Here is a 17689-nt window from a genome sequence, read left to right as displayed (position 1 = left end):
CTGTTGCCTCTGAAGTGATTATTCGCGATAGAGAATCGTCATCGATTTGGCACTTTGCATATAGGTCGTCTGAACCTGGCGCTGGTTGAGGCGAGATTCGGATGTATCACAAACGACGGACCATTTACTCCCGCTCGGCAGGCGATAGCGGGTAGGGATATCAGAGCTGTTGATCAGGAACATCAGCTCGTTGCCTGTTTTGTATAACCCCAGGTAGAGGGCAAACGCATTGAGTCCTTGCCAGTCCTCGGCCGTCATCATCTGACCGTTGGAACAATGCCAGTGGATACGGTGATGACCGCGTTCATGCCCGCTGAAGGCCTTAATAAACGGACTCATTACCTGTTTTCGCGCTGCTAGCATTTGCGTCAGCCAAGTATTGAAGCGCTTATCATCCTTGCTGAGATCCCAGTTGGCCCAGCTAATCTCGTTATCCTGGCAGTAGGCGTTGTTGTTACCGCCCTGGGTGTGCGAAAGGCTGTCCACGGCAAGCAGGTGAGGGATCCCAAAACTGAACAGCAAGGTTGTCATTAGGTTGCGCTTTTGTCGCTCTCGTTTGTATATCACGGAATAGTTAGATGTTTCACCTTCTACACCATGGTTGTTAGAGCGGTTGTCGCCGTGCCCGTCACGGTTGTTCTCACCATTGGCATGGTTGTGTTTATGATTGTAAGAAACGAGATCGTGCAGGGTAAAGCCATCATGGTATGAGATAAAGTTGACGGGGAGCTTGTCCGGCCAGCCTCCGGCACTGAACATATCCCGTGATCCCATCAGCCGGGTCGCAAACTCCTTGACGTTATTGTTGCCTTCCAGCCAGTAGCTTTTTACCGTGTCACGGAAGCGGTCGTTACACTCGTTCCAACCACGCGGGAAGTGACCAAGCTGATAGCCGTCAGGGCCCACATCCCATGGTTCGGCAATAAGTTTGACTTGCCGTAGGATAGGATCCTGGGCGATGGCTTTGAAAAAGGCGCTTTGGGTGTCAAAGCGATCTCGTTTTCGTCCGAGTGTGGCGGCCAAATCAAAGCGGAAGCCGTCAATTTGATAGTGAGTAACCCAGTGGCGCAGGGTATCTAACACAATATTGAGGCTTGGCTGGTAAGTGAGATCGACGGTATTGCCGCAACCTGTGTAGTTGAGGTAGTTCTTGTTGCTATCTTGCAGGTAGTAGTTTTTATCCAGGCACTTGAAATGGAATTTAGGGCCGCCTTCGCCACCTTCAGCGGTATGGTTAAATACGATATCCATAATCACTTCAATGCCGTTTTTGTGCAGTTCCCGGACCATGGTTTTCATCTCGGTGACTGCATCGTTAGCCGCATAGCGTGGCTCAGGAGCCATGAAGCACAGGCTGTTGTAACCCCAGAAGTTGACCTTATCCATTTTCAGCAAATGCGGCTCAGACATACAGGAAGTGACAGGCAATAACTGAAGGGTGGTGATTCCCTGCGTTTTAAAATATTCGATGACTGGGGGCTGACATAGACCGAGGTAACTACCGCGGTATTGTTTGTCGAGTTGGGGGTGTAGCTTAGTAAAGCCTTTGACGTGGGTTTCGAACAGCACGGTTTCTTCATAAGGAACCTGTGGTAGTGTCGTTTGCTGCCAGTCAAATTGGTGATCAATAACAACAGACTTTGCAAACTCCCAGCTTTTATCTGCAGTGAAAGGTTCTACATAAAAGGGGGGGGTATCCAGTGCTTGGGCATAAGGATCGAGCACTAGCCGGAAGTCGTGCTTGTCTTTAATTTGGTAGCCGTACCGCTGTCCTGCTTTTATGCCCGGAACAAATACATATCGGCATCCCATGTATTCGTTGTCAAGTTCAATGGTTGTTCTTTTATTTTCAGCGTCAAACAGAATTAATTTAATTTCTTGGTTATCTGGGCAGTGAATTGAAAAATTACAACCTTGATCACACAATGTAGCCCCTAGTGGATAAGGTTGAGCTAATTTAGCAAACATTTGGTACTTCTCTTTGCTTATTTTACCTATTTATACCTGTTATTAAATCGGGAAAATCTCGTCAGTCAAGGAATGTTTTTTTTTGATAAAAATTTAAATTAATTAAGATTACTGATTATTTCATTATTAGTTCAAATAAGTGACTGGCCTCTTGTTTTTCTTTTACTTTTCGTATTTTTCTTACAGTATTACGCCTGATCTTCGTGAGGCGTATCACGAAACATCGCTACACCCTAATTACTACGCCCCTCTACTCCTCCCTACTCCCCCCGGTATTAGGAGGATGTATTTGTCTGAATGAAAGCTGAATATGAGTCCCGAAAGAAAGGCTGCCAGATAGTAGCCAACACAATAATTATGAAGGGACATTCCTATGAAACACAAGTTAGTACCTGTAGCAGCGGCATTACTAACCGCACTAGCTTCCGCCAACGTAGCAGCAGAATCCGGAACAGACGTAATTACTGACGGCTGGGAAGTACACGGTTATGGCTCTATGAACTACCGTATGGTAGAAGGCGAGACAGTTGATACTGAATTTGGTAAGCCTGACTATAAAACTGCTGGTACACACGGTAAAAGTACTAACCAGGTTGAGTTTGTAATTAAGAAACACACTGAGCACCAGAATGGCGTTTGGTCTGACTTTGTTGTTCGCTCTGAATATGGCAATGGTAACTCTTATGCATATTCATCACCTGGCAGCCAGAAAGATAACGATCAAGCTCAGTTTGAAGTTAAAGAAACTTATGTAGAAATTGGTGGCTTCTCTTTCCTAGGTGAAGATACTTCTATCTGGGGTGGTCAGCGCTACTTCAACCGAGCAGCAGGCCTTCTTTCTGGTGAGTTCTGGAAACAGTCTTCAGGTGTTGGTGCTGGTATCCAGACTAAACTGGCTGGCAACACAGCAGGTATTGCTGTAGTTTCTGCTGATGCAGACAAGTTCCCTAGTGGTATTGACTTGCTACCTGAAGGTGAGCGTAAGACGCTTACATCCATCGATTTATATTACTATGGCGTAAAAGCACTAGGCGGCAGCTTTGATTTCGATCTGAAAGTAATGTCTCAGGCGAACCAAGACTCAAGCTCTGACAGCGGCTTAGGTATGGCAATTACTTATAACCGCGACTACTACGGTCTAGATGGTTGGACTCAGACTGCAATTGCATACGGTGAAGGTGTTGCACAAAACCGTGGTGTTAACTTTGGTAGCTGGGCTGGCGGTAATGATGATGCACAATCAATCTTCCTGACTTCATACGGTGTACTAAACATTTCAGACAACTGGCAGATGGGTTCTGAACTGACATACATCGGTGCTCTGGATCAACTGTTTGGCGCTGAAGATCTTAAGCGTTACATCGCAGCGGTTCGTCCTTCTTACAAAGTAAACGATAACCTACGTCTTGAAATGACAGCATCTTACGGTCACGAAGAAGGTAAAGATGGATACTGGGGCCGCTCTGGCGACTCTGTTGAAAGTGATATCATCAACCTAGAACTAGCTTCAGCGTTCACTGTTAATGCTGACTACTTCGGCCGTCCACAAATCAAACCTTACGTAAGCTACATTAAAGCTGACGATGAGGAGAGTGCTGGCATCATCGGTATTCGCAGCGGTGATGACCAAGTTGTTGTTGGTGTTCACACTGAAATCTGGTTCTAAGCCATTTAATGTTAAAGGCAGCCCAAGGGCTGCCTTTTTGAGTATATATCTATTGGATTCTGCTGTAGATTTGTTCGGATGCTAATAGATGTATACCCATAAAATGATGTTAGGGTATGGGAGATCAAAGATGAAAATAATTAAAACAACACTTGCGGCTTTGCTGGCGGCAAGTTTACTTGGCTGTACGGCTTCCCCTTCAGCTGAATCAACAAAAGATATTGCAGTGGCTGCACCAGTTTGTTGTAACTCATTTAGTGAGTTTTCTTGGGTACCAATGAATGGAGATAAGATTGATTTCATCATTGATGACTATTCTCAAGTGAATGAATTTGCTGAAGGGAAAAGTTATTTTGCGGCATTTGCTATCCCTCGCAATATCGAACGCCTGCAAGTTGATGTAAAAAGCTGGATGAAAATTGCCGGTGTCTTTGCTCCAAAAGTTATTTTGTTAGACCCTGAATTTCAAATAGTTAAGACCATTGCTCTTGATGAGTTTGATGTCATGCCAGCAAACCTGTTTAGCCTTTCGAGCTACCAGCATCGTATAGTAATGGATCAGCAAACAACGCCTTATATGGTTATCTACTCGCCACTGGAATACCGCGAAGGGGAGATTACGATTCCTCATCCAGAGCGTATTCGTGCCGAAGAGCTTGGCCTGGCGAGACCAATGGTGACCGATCCTGTTATCCAGCATCAGAAGTTTGGCTCACTAGAGCTGGATTTGAAACCGCTGAATTTGCGCTCTTACCGAGCCGACGAGTTCGTTGTTTCAGCACCGGCAACTGCTCCAGTATCAAAAAAAGCACCTGCTAAGGCACCGACTACTGCCGTTGTTGCACCTGTGCCTGTTGCAGCTGCAGCCTCGACACAGCAATCTAGCACCAATACGGTAAATACACCGGCTATGCTGCCTGAAACAGAGGCCTTCTATAACTCTCAAATTAAAGCCGCTGTTGAGAAGAATGATATGCACAAAGCGCTTCAGCTCCTGGAAGAAGCCAAGCGTGCCGGATCTCGTTCAGCCGAAACGACTTTCGTTGAGCTTATCAAAAAGTAGCCGCTATAAACTGACCACGCCAGGGTGTTGATCATCTGTCTTGGTGTGGTTTGAGAATACGGGTAAGCCTTTGCCCGTTCTCGCATCTCTCTAACTCCACTATTAGCCTTCTGAGTTAACCTATCATGACTGACGTTAAGAAACTCAAGACACTTGATAAGCATGTTGTCTATCAGGTATTTACTCGCTTGTTTGGCAATACCAACACAACCAATAAAGCCTGGGGCACCATTGAGGAAAACGGTGTCGGGAAATTCAATGATTTTACGGATAAAGCATTAAGCGAGATCCGTCAGCTAGGTGTAAGTCATATTTGGTATACCGGTGTGCCTCACCATGCGTTGGTTCGAGACTACAGCCAGTATGGGATCAGCACCGATCATCCTAGTGTGGTAAAGGGGCGCGCGGGATCGCCATATGCAGTAAAAGACTATTACAACGTTAATCCCGATCTTGCCGTCGATCCGGCCAGGCGTCTTGAGGAGTTTCAGGCGCTTATCGAACGTAGCCATCAACATGGCCTAAAAGTCATCATTGATATCGTACCGAATCATGTCGCACGACGTTACGAAGGACTGACGAACCCGGTCGGTGTCGAGGATTTTGGTGCATCGGATGAAACGACACAGGCCTATCACCGGGATAATAATTTTTACTATATTCCGGGTGAAACCTTCAGACTGCCAGAACCTGAAAATGGTTATTTGCCTTTAGGCGGCGAAGCCCATCCGGATTTGAATACCCCTTATGAAGAGTATCCTGCCAAATGGACCGGCAATGGCTCACGTCTGGCTCAGCCAAACTTCGATGACTGGTACGAAACGGTCAAGGTGAATTATGGTGTTAAACCTGATGGGACAAAAGATTTTGATGAGTTACCAAAGGGATATGAGCTAAAAGACCACAATGAGCATTTCTTATTCTGGCAAGATAAGTCAGTACCTGATTCGTGGATTAAATTCCGTGATATCGCCTTGTACTGGCTAGAGCTTGGTGTCGATGGTTTCCGTTATGATATGGCGGAAATGGTACCGGTTGAGTTTTGGAGCTTTATGAACTCCTCAATCAAGCAGGCAAACCCGGATGCCTTCTTGATGGCTGAAGTCTACCAGCCGCACCTATATCGTGACTATATCCACCTTGGCAAGATGGACTATCTCTACGACAAAGTGGATCTGTATGACAGCCTGAAGTTAGTGATGCAGGGCAAGGGCTCTACCGATGCGATTGCAGAAGTGCAAGAGCAGTTGGAAGATATTGAACACCATATGCTGCACTTTCTTGATAACCATGATGAACAGCGAGTCGCCAGCCCTGAGTTTGCCGGAGATGCCAACAAGGGCATACCTGCGATGTTGGTGTCGACAACGTTGAGTACCTCGCCGACCATGGTGTATTTCGGGCAGGAAGTGGGTGAAGCCGGTGCTGATGATGCCGGGTTTGGTCTTAAATCACGTACCACGATTTTTGATTATTATGGCGTTCCTAGTCACCAGCGTTGGATGAACGGTGGTGAGTTTGACGGTGGTTTACTCACGGATGAAGAAAAGGCATTACGCGATTTCTACCAGCGCTTGCTTAATTTTTCGCTGACTAACTCGGCTATGACGGGTCAATACCAAGAGATTCACCGTTATAACCGGAAGAACAACCCGAGCTATAACGATCAGTTATTTTGTTTTAGTCGTTTTGACGAACAGCAAAAACTGTTGATCATTGCCAACTTTGCCGAGAGTGATCATGGCCCGACAGAAGTCATTGTTCCTACTGCACTGATTGATGCCTGGGGGCTCAGTGATGGTAACTACCCGTTGGAAGAGCAGCTTTATGGCAAGGAAGAGGTTTCGCTAATGGTCGCAGATGGAGAAGGTAAAGTTTGTATCGAGCTACCACCTCTGGCTGCGAAGGTGTTTGCGCTGAGCTAGCATTGGAACAATAAGCACAAGTAGTTGCCAGAACAGATAAATACGGAAAGATAGATAATAAAAGCTGCTGATATCAGCGGCTTTGCCACATCTGAGGATTTATTTCATTCACTTACCTTTAGAAGGGTAAGGATCACTAGTCGGGAAATACGGTGTACACCAGCCACGATCTTCGATGTACCAGTTACAGTGATCAGATGCCACAGCAATGTTGATAGAGAATAAGCTGACGGCAATCAGTAGTGCTTTCAACTTCATCATTCTTCTCCTCGTAAACAGCTTGTCGTCTACATCCAAATAAACCCGGTTGAGGTTGTTTGGGTATACATATAGAACAAGTTTCTTGCCATTTATTACACAGAAGTGATGACTTTCCCGGTTTAAAGCAACAGGGTAATACGGATCTATCCTGCATGGCGGTTCGCCTTCTGAGAATGGAAGAGGAAGATATACCCAAGCTACCTCAAGATGCTCGTTTCAGCGAGAATTACTTGGCTTGTAGGCTAGGCACCGATTAGAAAATCTAGTGGCTCTAAATTAATAATCGGTAACAACGCATAGAAGCCCCTATCTACTTAAAAGAACTGGAACTCGCCCTTTGGGAGTGAGCCAGCGACCCCATTTCTGTGTCAAATAACGTTGAAAGGGAAAGCCATTCCTACCGTCATTTTCCTTAAACTGAGCTCGCTGGTCTCACTCTGAATCCTGCATCTTGAGGTAGCTTGGGTATACTGAGTACCTTGAAGTAATAAAACATATTATTATTGGGTCTATGGGGGGTTAAATTGGTCTAAGGCCTTTTTTGTTTGCAAAATGTGTCTGCATGCCTTTTGTCACTTGATCTTAATGAGCTAACTCATTACTTTTAAATGGCAACTGAGAGCGTATGAGTCTAAGCTTTTATGAATTTGGCTGTATTTAGTTGAGTTATCCCTTAATTAAATGCAATTTACGGTGCTTTCTTTAAATTGCTTCAGTCTTTGTTTGCCTTTTAGCTGAATTATCGGTGCCTCCAGGTTATTTTTGTTCATGGAACATTTTAGGAGTGTTGTATTGAGTACAGAGTTCACAATGTTGGGAATGGCCGTACTGACGGCGATAGGTATTTTGCTTCATCAGCCGTCGAAGACCCTCGGCCTGCCATCTTTACTGATATTCATCGGGGTTGGCTTGTTGTTTGGCAACGGCGAGTTCGATTTTGTGTACGATGATCTTGAGCAAACGTCATTCATTGGATCTCTGGCTCTTAATGTCATTGTGTTTGTCGGAGGGTTGAATACCTCTAAGTCCAGTATTCTCGTTGCCTATAAAGAGGGGGGGATGCTGTCAACGGCTGGGGTCGTATTGACTACAGGCATTCTGGGCGGGATCTTGTATTTTGTGCTCGATTTTGATTTTTTGACCTGCATGTTATTTGCTGCCGTCGTATCGTCTACAGATGCCGCTGCGGTGTTTTCTATCCTCGAATCGAAAAAGCTCAAGCTAAAAGAAAATACCGATACCGTTCTTGAGTTTGAATCGGCAACCAATGACCCCGTTGCACTGTTACTGGTGGTGATTCTGACCGGGATGATTGCCAGTACCGGACAGTCGGTGGGAGCAGCCGGCATTGGCATTGAACTGGTCCAGCAAATTGTCGTGGGGATCGGTGCCGGTTATCTGGTCGGGCTAGGTGGCGTGACCTTACTAAATAAAATCAAGCTTGAAGAATACGGGTTGATCCCGGTATTTATCTTGGCCTGCTTTGTTATTGCTGCTTACGGTAGTGATGTACTGGGTGGAAATATCTTGATTGCCTCCTATGTCTCCGGTGTCATGATGGGAAATGGATTACGGCGGGGCAAGGAAGTAAGTAAACACTTCTTTAATAGTCTTTCATGGCTGGCGCAGGCGTTGATGTTCATTATTCTTGGTTTGCAATTTTTCCCCAAGGCACTCATTGGTGATGTATGGATAGCCATTATTCCGGCATTGATATTGATGTTAGTTGCTCGTCCGCTGGCGGTCTTTATTAGCTTTCTGCCGTTCAGGGCGGTCAGCATCAAGAAGAAATTCTTCATTTCCGCCATCGGACTCAAGGGTGCGACACCCATTGTCTTTGCCTTGATCCCAGCTGCTGAAGGCGTCGCAGGGGCACAGCAAATGATGCATATGGTGTTCTTTATCGTATTGATCTCAGTAATAGTTCAAGGTTGGGCGATTGAACCTTTGGCGAACAGATTAGGTCTGAATCAAAAAGAGTAGCCCGGTCTTTTATCGGTTAATAAGACGGCGAAGGATCACCTTCGCCGTTTGTGTTTTTGTCCAACAAAATGTGTTCAGTTTCACATAGTTGAGCAAAACAGGGTGGGGGCGTAGGGAGGGGGATGATGCTCATCTGCATGGGGGGGAGGAGAATGCCCCTGTTCACAAAAATTACAACGGAAATCGACTATGAAACGTGTTCTGAAAACTCTGACTCTTTGCTCTCTTACAGCTGCGCTAGCTTTTCCAATGGCAGCCTCTGCCATGCAGGAAGGTGAAATCCTGATTTGGATTAACGGCGATAAAGGTTATGAAGGCCTTGCTGAAGTTGGCCGCAAGTTCGAAGAAGATACTGGTGTCAAAGTTAACGTTCAGTACCCTGAGTCTCTGGAAGCTAAATTCCAGCAAGTAGCAGCAACAGGTGGTGGTCCGGACATCATCTTCTGGGCTCATGACCGTTTTGGTGGATACGCTAAATCAGGTTTATTGGCTGAAGTAAAACCTTCTGCAGAGTTTAAGGACAAGTTTGTCGATTTCAGCTGGGATGCGGTGACGTACGATGGCAAGCTGGTTGGCTACCCAATGGCAGTTGAGTCTCCATCTCTTATTTATAACAAAGACCTGCTTCCTGAGCCACCAAAGACATGGGAAGAGCTGTATGCCATTGAGAAGCAAATGCAGGCAAAAGGCAAGAAAGCCATCATGTGGGATGTGAAGAACGCTTACTTCACATGGCCGATGATTTCTGCCAACGGTGGTTATGCGTTTAAGAAAACGGAATCTGGCTTCGATGGCAAGCAGGTTGGTGTGAATAGCGACGCGGGTATTGCTGGTCTGAGCTTCCTGGTTGACCTGGCTAAGAAAGATGTTATTTCACCGGATATGGATTACGCCGTTTCTGAATCTGAATTCAACAAAGGTAATGTCGCGATGACCATCAATGGTCCATGGTCGTGGGGTAACCTTGAAAAATCAAACCTAAACTACGGTGTTGCTGTACTGCCGACGCTTAACGGTGGTGCTTCTAACCCATTCGTTGGCGTACTGAGTGCCGGTATCAACGCCGCTAGCCCGAACCAGGACCTGTCTGTTGAGTTCCTTGAGAACTACCTGCTAACTAACGAAGGGCTGAAAATGGTTAACGATGACAAGCCTCTTGGTGCAGTCACACTGAAATCATTCCAGAATATTCTGGCTAAAGACAGCCGTATTGCGGCCACGATGACCAATGCCCAAAACGGTGAAATCATGCCTAACATTCCTGAAATGACGGCTTACTGGTTTGCTGAAGGTGCAGCTATCGAAAATGCACTGCTTGGTCGTCAGACAGTTAAAGAAGCTTTGGATACCGCGGCTTCTCAGATTAACAAGTAAGACGATTGTGAGCCTCTAACATGGCAATAGCAACGTCATAGCAATCAAATCAATGCGCAGCCTAGTCTGCGCATTGTGCTATCTGAATAAGACATTTCTGCATTTGATATCAGGTAAAAACGATATATCGCTTATTGATAAGGAATATATGTGAACGGGTTAGAACAAGCTCCTTATAAAGAACAGTTGTACGTAAAGGGGACGTTTAATGGCTGGGGAGATGATACTCCAATGGCCTATATGGGCGAGGGATGCTATCAGGCGGTTATTTGTCTGTCGGCAGATCAGCACAGCTTTAAGGTTTCGGATCAGCAAGGCAGTGAACAGCTGACTTTTTCTGCTGATAAATACAAGGCTGTCTCCTGCTTTGTCGATCAGTCTCAGCCGTTAATCGCGGCCAAAGGGATCGGCAATGATCTATCATTTCTGGCCCCTGAGACCGGCCTTTATACTGTCTCATTGACCGTTACAGCAGGTAATCCTTTTTTGCTGATCGCACAGGGCGGCGAAAATCGAGATGCCGAGCCGAGCCGTGATTTGGTTCAGGCTGATTTTTCCATCGTGGCAGAATCGGGTTCATTACAGGCTAAGCCCGAGCCAGTATTGGCACCTGATGCATTGTTCGAACAGCTGGCTATCACCGCCGATAGCAGTGTCCCGTTTGTCTTTGGCGATAATGTTGATGGTTACTTTGAAGGTATCACCCATGGGTTTGTGGCTGCCGGTAAATACCGTCACAAACAAGGTTGGTATCTGGGGACATTTGCGTCTTTTGTCGACGGTAAGATCAATGACAAGAACGTTGCACCTGAAGCGGCGATTTTCCCTTATGGTGTAACTCATCATTATGACAATGGGGCTTCGGACACCTTTATGTTGCTGACTCAGCAGCGTGGGGCGGTAATCAATGTTTCCTCAGAGCATGCGGCAATACTGTCGATAGCCCCGCAGCTGAACCTTGCAATAAATACCTCGACGGTTACCAGTTTTGATAATGGCGTGTTATACGCACTTGACCCGGCACTGCGACAGGACAACACCCCGTCATTTATCGCGTTGACTGCTAACCGGCCTTTCAGGTTCAAGGAATCAACGTTTGCAGATCTTCCGGCCTTAAATGATGTGGTGCACCTAAGTGGCAGTCATGTTAAACCTGTGATTGAAACTCTTGAACAAGAAACCAGTATTACGCTTTATCTGGCATTTGCAGAAACGGAAGCGGAGGCGGTCGCACAGGCCAATATGCTGTTGGAACAGGACGGTTATACCCGCCACCAGCAAAATACTTATAACATGTTGACGCAATCGTACCTTTGGACATCGGATCTCGAGTATAACCGCGCGCTGATGTGGGCCAAGGCGTCAGGCAAGGTGTTTGTTTCCAATGAGTTTGGCAAAGGGATCTGGGCCGGCTTGCCGTGGTTCAAAGACTGCTGGGGACGTGATTCCTTTATTGCCTTGCCGGGTATTACTCTGGTAAACGGGGATTTTGATGATGCAAAAACTATCATCGATAACTTTGCCTCAATGCAGCTGGCAGATGAGCAAAGCATCAACTATGGTCGGATCCCGAACCGGGTAACCAGCCTGACCAATATGATTTACAACACCACGGATGGTACACCCTGGATGGTGAGGGAGGTGTGGGATTATCTCAGGTACAGTGGTGATCTTGAGTATGCCAAATCGATTTATCCGGTAGTCCAAACTTATATCGATGGTATCGAGAAAAATTACCTTGATGGGCACGGCCTGATGACCCACCGGGATCCCGATACCTGGATGGATGCCAAACTAGAAGGCAAGCTGCCGTGGTCTGCCCGGGGTAACCGCGCCAATGATATTCAAGCGTTGTGGTACACCAGCCTGAAGGTTGCTGTAGAGCTGGCAAGGCTGAACGATGATCTGGAATCAGCGCTGCATTATCGCACCCTGGCCGACAAGGTGCAGTCTAGCTTCCAGGCAATGTTCTGGGATGAGAGCAAAGAGCAGTTGGCAGATCGCCTACGTGAAGATGACAGCCGCGATTTGCAGGTACGCCCTAACCAGCTGATGACATTGACCGTACCGTTTGACGGTGGCCTGGTTGATAAAACAACCGGCGCGAAGGTGGTGAAAAATGCGGTGACTGAACTGCTGTTCCCGTGGGGGATCACGTCACTTTCTCAGTATGACCCTGACTTTCACCCGTATCACGCGAACCGTGAGGAATACCATAAGGATGCAGCCTATCATAACGGTACGATTTGGGGCTGGAATGCGGGCTTTACGGTTTCAAGCCTAGTAGCATACGGCTATGCGGATTTCGCTTACCAGCTGACCAAAGATTTGTCACGTCAGATCTTGTCAATTGGCCATCGTGGGGCGATGAGTGAGAATCTGGATGCTTTTCTGGATAGCGAAGATAAAGTGACGACGACAGGTACCTATGCCCAGGCATGGTCTGTGTCCGAGTTTACCCGTAACGGCTATCAGGATTATATGGGCTTTGCTCCGAATTTAATGGCTGATAGAGTGACGCTGTCACCTTGCCTGCCGTCGACGTGGCACTCAGCCCGTGCGTTATTGCGCTTTGGTACTAATAACGCGCTGAATGTCGCAATTGATCGTACCGAAGGGGGCGTAGATAGCTACCAGTTGAGCTATGCACATGCATCCGGTGAATTACTTGAGCTGATCTTAACGGCAGAGAATAAGGCTAAATACCTGCTTGAACTAGAGCTGGGGGAGGAGATGGTTAATGTACGTTTTGATCCATTAGCCATTGAAGCCGAAGTAAACGGCAAACAAATGCCGTTGGTTTGTGTTCAGCCTAGCTACCAGGATCAAATGGGCCAGCTGCAGTTCGCCAAGCCAGATCTCACGCTCGAGTTCCCTGTGCTAAAAGGTCAGCATGTACTACAGAAATACGTCGAGGACAGTGGTCTTGTAAAGGCAGGAGACTAGTCACCTGTCCTGGAGCCATCAAGCATCGCTCTAGTTGATGTATAAGGGGAATGACAAGACGCTGCTCAATGAGCAGCGCCTTTTTTTGAATAAGTCATACCGGTAAGGGTAATCTAGCTTAGCTATAGGTGATTGGTACGCATAAGGTACATGTCATCGCTTGAAACCCGGGTATGGCATTGTTTACTCATCGATAAACACTTTTCCTTCTATTGAATAGGGCTCGTTATCGTCATAGAGGTGTGAGTTTCCCTTGAGCTTTTTGATTTTAGCTTCAAGCGCTTTTGCCTCCTGGTAATTACCTTCCTGGTAAGCCATATAGATTAGCTGCTCGATATCTTCAATTCTGTCGTGGCTGCTCATGTAATGATCCTCCATCAAAGATACATCCAGATATCCTTACTGCGTGCTTCTATGGGCCGGGTGTTAATTGCACCGGGCCTCTATTAATTTGCGGGAGCCTTGCGGTATCAACAATCCCTGACTGTATAAGTTTAGGTGTGAAGCGGGTTCCCCTCCACCAAACTACAACTGAAAAGCCTCAGGTCTAGCGAGCATAAAGTTGCTTTACCATCTCAGGGAAACGCCTTGCCCAGGCACTTTCACTGTGTACGGCATCTTTTTCAACAGAAAGACTACAGCTTAACATGTTGCTTTTGTCTTGCAGCAATTGGTAGATACGCTTGGCACCGTCGAGGTAGACCGTGGGAAAGGTTTTGATGGTGTGCTCGCTGGTTTCTGCAGTGCCTATATCCATATAGATATTCAGTGGAAATAAGACAGCCGTTTGTTGTATAAAGTTTGCTATTGGTTTATCTGCAAACCAGAACGCTGGTGAAAATACACCGGCATTGGCAAAGCTTTGTTGATAGCGCAGGGCAATGTATAAGCTGATCAGTCCGCCCATAGAGCTGCCGGCAGCTGTTGTATACTCCCGTTCGTGTCGAGTGCGGTAATGCTGGTCGATATAGGGTTTTAGGGTTTCAGCTATAAAGGCGCCGTAGGCTTCACCTTCGCCGCCCAGATCGAGTTTTATGTCATTCCATTCATTGAGCTCTGAGGCTGGATTGCAGGGCCATGGCGAGTACTCATTCATCCGTCCGAGGCCATCATGTAGCGGGCTGTTATCGATAGCAATAATGATGATGCCATCAGTTTCACCGCTAGCCTGCATATGATCGAGTTGCTCGCCAGCCTGCCAGCTCATGCCTGAAATACAAAGCTCCGGCTCGAAGACATTCTGTCCGTCATGCATATAGATGACCGGGTATCGCTTGCTGCTGGTTGCGTAATCTTCAGGCAGGTAAATGCGGACAAGTCGGCGGCGATTGAGCTGTGGCATGTCGAAGCCTTCGAGTAAAATCATGCGACTAGGATCATAGCTTTTTATCCGGGCATCGAAAGGAATGGTGTGTAACGTCATCGCGGGCTCCAACAATTGCTTAGTTTCGTGTAACTGACAGGTACAAAAAAGCGCTGTTAAAATTAACAGCGCTTTTGTCTAGGGGGAAAAGAGGTAGCTTATACGCCTGGCTCTTTGTATAGACGACGACAAGCTTTACCGTCACTGTGGAACAGATGGCATCGGTGAGCAGGGATCCCGATCTTAAACTTATCACCTGCTTCAAGATCAAGTGTATCCGGGCGGCGATAGATAAAGTCAGCATCCATATGCTCAAGGTGCAAGTAAGCCTGAGTCTCGTATCCTAGTTTTTCGATGACCTGTATCTTACCTTCGACACAAACATCCCCCTCTTCACAAGGTACCAGGTGCTCTGGGCGAATACCCAGCGACATACGATCACCTTTGTTAACAGTGCTGCCGTCAACCGGGATCCAGAATGTATTGCCGTCGCCCATCTGGACCATTACGCGCTCATCTTCAACCTGTTCAACGTTCACACTCATGAAGTTCATTTTCGGAGAGCCGATAAACCCTGCAACAAAACGGTTCTGCGGGTAGTGATAGAGTTCAAGCGGTTTACCAACCTGAGACACATAACCACCATCAAGAACAACAATTTTCTCAGCCATGGTCATGGCTTCAATCTGATCGTGGGTTACGTAGATCATGGTACAGCCAAGTTGCTTGTGCAGCTTGGCAATCTCGATACGCATCTGTACACGAAGTGCTGCATCAAGGTTAGATAGAGGCTCATCAAGCAGGAAGACATCTGGTTGGGAGACAAGCGTACGGCCGATAGCAACACGCTGACGCTGGCCACCAGAAAGCGCCTTAGGCTGGCGATCCAGCAGGTGACCAAGTTGAAGAATGTCAGCAGCATGATCAACACGCTTTTTGATTTCTTTCTTGTCAGCCTTTGCCAGCTTCATACCGAAAGACATGTTGTCGAACAGGTTTAGATGCGGATACAAAGCATAAGATTGAAAAACCATGCCCACACCACGCTCTGAAGGAGGAACATCGTTCATTCGCTCCTCACCGATGTACAGGTCACCTGATGTAATATCTTCCAAACCTGCGATACAACGAAGAAGGGTAGACTTGCCGCAGCCTGATGGCCCTACAAATACAACGAATTCGCCTTCGGCAATATCGAGATCAACATTTTTGGAAATCAGGTTATCTCCATATGCTTTACATACATTTCGTAAAGTGACACTCGTCATCGAGCCTATTCCTCTAAGTTTGTTGTTGCCTGTAAGGCGTGTTCATACGGCATGATATTCATGCCTGGCCTTACGGGTAAAGAATTTTTAGGTGTAGTGAAGAAAAAAATGGGTAGCGTGAGTATCACTCAGGCAGTGGAATGAATTGCTACCCTGACCAAATCCACCTTACTTACTTCCCCAAGAAGTAAGGCGGTGCTGTCGTTTCCAATTAAAGTGGTTACTACTAAAAAGTCAAAACTGCGAAATAGAACAGTAAAATCTCTTCATCTACCCCGTTGGGTATGGGGCTATTCTCACCCAGCTGTCACGATGAAACATCCTCCTTTGTCAGAATTAAAAAGGGGGATGAGGGGGGGAGGAGTGTTTAGATCACACTTTGATATTCCTGTTGCTGATGTGGGTATTTAATCGAAGTACTATGTGCGTTGCATCACATTCAGGTGTCTTTTTTAGAGCTGTGTCACTAAGCCGGACGACGTAGATCACGCTTTTAAATCTCAGGGTTAGGGGGCGTAGGGCTCAGGATGATGCCGAGTGCTGATTCCTGATAGATGATACAACCTGCAAATTGTGCTGCAGAGTGTCTCTGCGGTACGACATATAACAATCATGAAGGATGTTAAAAATGAAGAAAGTCCTCAGCACTGTAGCTTTTTGTACCCTTGCCGCACTTGGCTCTGTAAATGCACATGCCGCGATTGAAGAAGGCCAACTTACTATCTGGATCAATGGCGACAAAGGTTATAACGGCCTGGCTGAAGTAGGTAAGCAGTTTGAAGAAGACACTGGTGTTAAAGTAACAGTTGCTTTCCCTGATGGCCTATCTGAGAAGTTCCCTCAGGTTGCTGCAGCAGGTGACGGTCCGGATATCGTATTCTGGGCACACGACCGTTTTGGTGGCTACGCAAAATCAGGTCTGTTGGCTGAAATTAAGCCATCTAAAGAAGTAAAAGACAAAATCATTGACTTCACTTGGGATGCTGTCCAGTACGACGGTAAGTACATCGGCTACCCGGTTGCTGTTGAAGCACTTTCTCTGATTTATAACAAGGACCTTGTTCCAAACCCACCTAAAAACTGGGAAGACGTTGAAGCACTAGACAAGAAGCTTCAGAAAGATGGCAAGAAAGCTATCATGTGGAACCTGAAAGAACCGTACTTCACATGGCCGCTACTATCGGCTGATGGCGGTTACGCGTTCAAGTTCACTGCGAGCGGATACGACGTGAAAGATGTGGGTGTGAATAACGCCGGCGCGAAACGTGGTATGAACTTCATCAAGTCTTTGGTAGACAAGAAAGTCATCTCGCCAGACATGGACTACAGCGTATCTGAAGCTGAGTTCAACAAAGGTAATGTGGCAATGACTATCAACGGCCCATGGTCTTGGGGCAACGTTGAGAAGTCTGGTATCAACTACGGTGTAACTGTTCTGCCTAAGCTGAACGGTAGCCCATCTAAGCCGTTCGTCGGCATCCTGACTGCGGGTATCAGCTCTGCATCGCCAAACCAGGATCTTGCGGTTGAGTTTATCGAAAACTACCTACTGACAGACGAAGGTCTGGGTAAAGTAAATGATGACAAGCCTCTTGGTGCGGTAGCTCTGAAATCATTCCAGAAGAAGCTAGACAAAGATGTTCGCATTGCAGCCACTATGGACAACGCAATGAACGGTGAAATCATGCCGAACGTTCCACAGATGGCAGCATTCTGGTACGCACAGGGTAATGCAATCAAGAACGTTGTTGATGGCCGCCAGGACATTAATGGTGCGCTAGACGAAGCTGCGGGCCACATGCTTAAGTAATACCTTTTTGCGGGGAGGGGTAACTCTCCCCATTTTATTGTCATTTTTTTGCTAGCAAGGAG

12 protein-coding genes are annotated in these 17689 nt (G+C 46.7%); 7 read left to right on the top strand and 5 right to left on the bottom strand.

What is annotated here, in order from left to right:
* Positions 1-18: 18 nt before the first annotated feature.
* Positions 19-1968, bottom strand: a complete 1950-nt coding sequence (gene glgX, locus BIT28_RS17820) for a glycogen debranching protein GlgX (RefSeq protein WP_075766174.1) — start codon at positions 1966-1968, stop codon at positions 19-21.
* A gap of 373 nt (positions 1969-2341) precedes the next feature.
* Here glgX and BIT28_RS17815 point away from each other — a divergent pair, with 373 nt between their 5' ends.
* The 3 genes from BIT28_RS17815 to BIT28_RS17805 all read left to right on the top strand — a co-directional run bounded on the left by BIT28_RS17815 (position 2342) and on the right by BIT28_RS17805 (position 6622).
* Positions 2342-3634: a carbohydrate porin gene (locus tag BIT28_RS17815; RefSeq protein ID WP_075766172.1), complete on the top strand. Its 1293-nt coding sequence runs from the start codon at positions 2342-2344 to the stop codon at positions 3632-3634.
* 130 nt (positions 3635-3764) lie between these two features.
* On the top strand, positions 3765-4697 hold the full coding sequence (locus BIT28_RS17810) for a MalM family protein (RefSeq protein WP_075766170.1): 933 nt from the start codon (positions 3765-3767) through the stop codon (positions 4695-4697).
* A 125-nt stretch (positions 4698-4822) separates the two neighbouring features.
* Complete coding sequence (locus tag BIT28_RS17805) at positions 4823-6622, top strand: alpha-amylase family protein (RefSeq protein ID WP_075766168.1); 1800 nt, start codon at positions 4823-4825, stop codon at positions 6620-6622.
* A gap of 108 nt (positions 6623-6730) precedes the next feature.
* Here the strand turns inward: BIT28_RS17805 and BIT28_RS29620 are convergent, their stop codons facing one another.
* Positions 6731-6883 (bottom strand): hypothetical protein, encoded by a 153-nt coding sequence (locus BIT28_RS29620; protein WP_175577555.1) that lies wholly within the window; start codon positions 6881-6883, stop codon positions 6731-6733.
* A gap of 792 nt (positions 6884-7675) precedes the next feature.
* Between BIT28_RS29620 and BIT28_RS17800 the strand changes: the two genes are divergently transcribed.
* The 3 genes from BIT28_RS17800 (at position 7676) to BIT28_RS17790 (ending at position 13186) form a co-directional block, all read left to right on the top strand.
* On the top strand, positions 7676-8866 hold the full coding sequence (locus BIT28_RS17800; RefSeq protein WP_075766166.1) for a potassium/proton antiporter: 1191 nt from the start codon (positions 7676-7678) through the stop codon (positions 8864-8866).
* A gap of 189 nt (positions 8867-9055) precedes the next feature.
* Complete coding sequence (gene malE / locus BIT28_RS17795) at positions 9056-10240, top strand: maltose/maltodextrin ABC transporter substrate-binding protein MalE (RefSeq protein ID WP_075766164.1); 1185 nt, start codon at positions 9056-9058, stop codon at positions 10238-10240.
* A 150-nt stretch (positions 10241-10390) separates the two neighbouring features.
* Positions 10391-13186, top strand: a complete 2796-nt coding sequence (locus BIT28_RS17790) for an amylo-alpha-1,6-glucosidase (RefSeq protein ID WP_075766162.1) — start codon at positions 10391-10393, stop codon at positions 13184-13186.
* Positions 13187-13369: 183 nt separating this feature from the next.
* On the opposite strand, the gene BIT28_RS17785 is transcribed toward BIT28_RS17790, so the two are convergent.
* The 3 genes from BIT28_RS17785 to malK all read right to left on the bottom strand — a co-directional run bounded on the left by BIT28_RS17785 (position 13370) and on the right by malK (position 15817).
* Positions 13370-13549: a hypothetical protein gene (locus tag BIT28_RS17785; protein WP_075766160.1), complete on the bottom strand. Its 180-nt coding sequence runs from the start codon at positions 13547-13549 to the stop codon at positions 13370-13372.
* A gap of 184 nt (positions 13550-13733) precedes the next feature.
* A complete protein-coding gene (locus tag BIT28_RS17780) occupies positions 13734-14609 on the bottom strand; it encodes an alpha/beta hydrolase (RefSeq protein WP_083651935.1) in 876 nt (291 codons plus the stop codon).
* Positions 14610-14707: 98 nt separating this feature from the next.
* Entirely contained in the window at positions 14708-15817 is a 1110-nt protein-coding gene (malK, locus tag BIT28_RS17775; RefSeq protein ID WP_075766158.1) for a maltose/maltodextrin ABC transporter ATP-binding protein MalK, read from the bottom strand.
* A 628-nt stretch (positions 15818-16445) separates the two neighbouring features.
* Here malK and malE (BIT28_RS17770) point away from each other — a divergent pair.
* The gene (gene malE, locus BIT28_RS17770) at positions 16446-17627 is read left to right on the top strand and encodes a maltose/maltodextrin ABC transporter substrate-binding protein MalE (protein ID WP_075766156.1); all 1182 of its coding nucleotides are present in this window, start codon (positions 16446-16448) and stop codon (positions 17625-17627) included.
* The last annotated feature ends 62 nt before the right edge of the window (positions 17628-17689 follow it).

It is taken from the genome of Photobacterium proteolyticum (assembly GCF_001939735.1).
Classification (GTDB): domain Bacteria; phylum Pseudomonadota; class Gammaproteobacteria; order Enterobacterales; family Vibrionaceae; genus Photobacterium; species Photobacterium proteolyticum.
The sequence above is the reverse complement of the archived record's forward strand: the minus strand, read 5'-3'. Positions and strand labels throughout refer to the sequence as shown.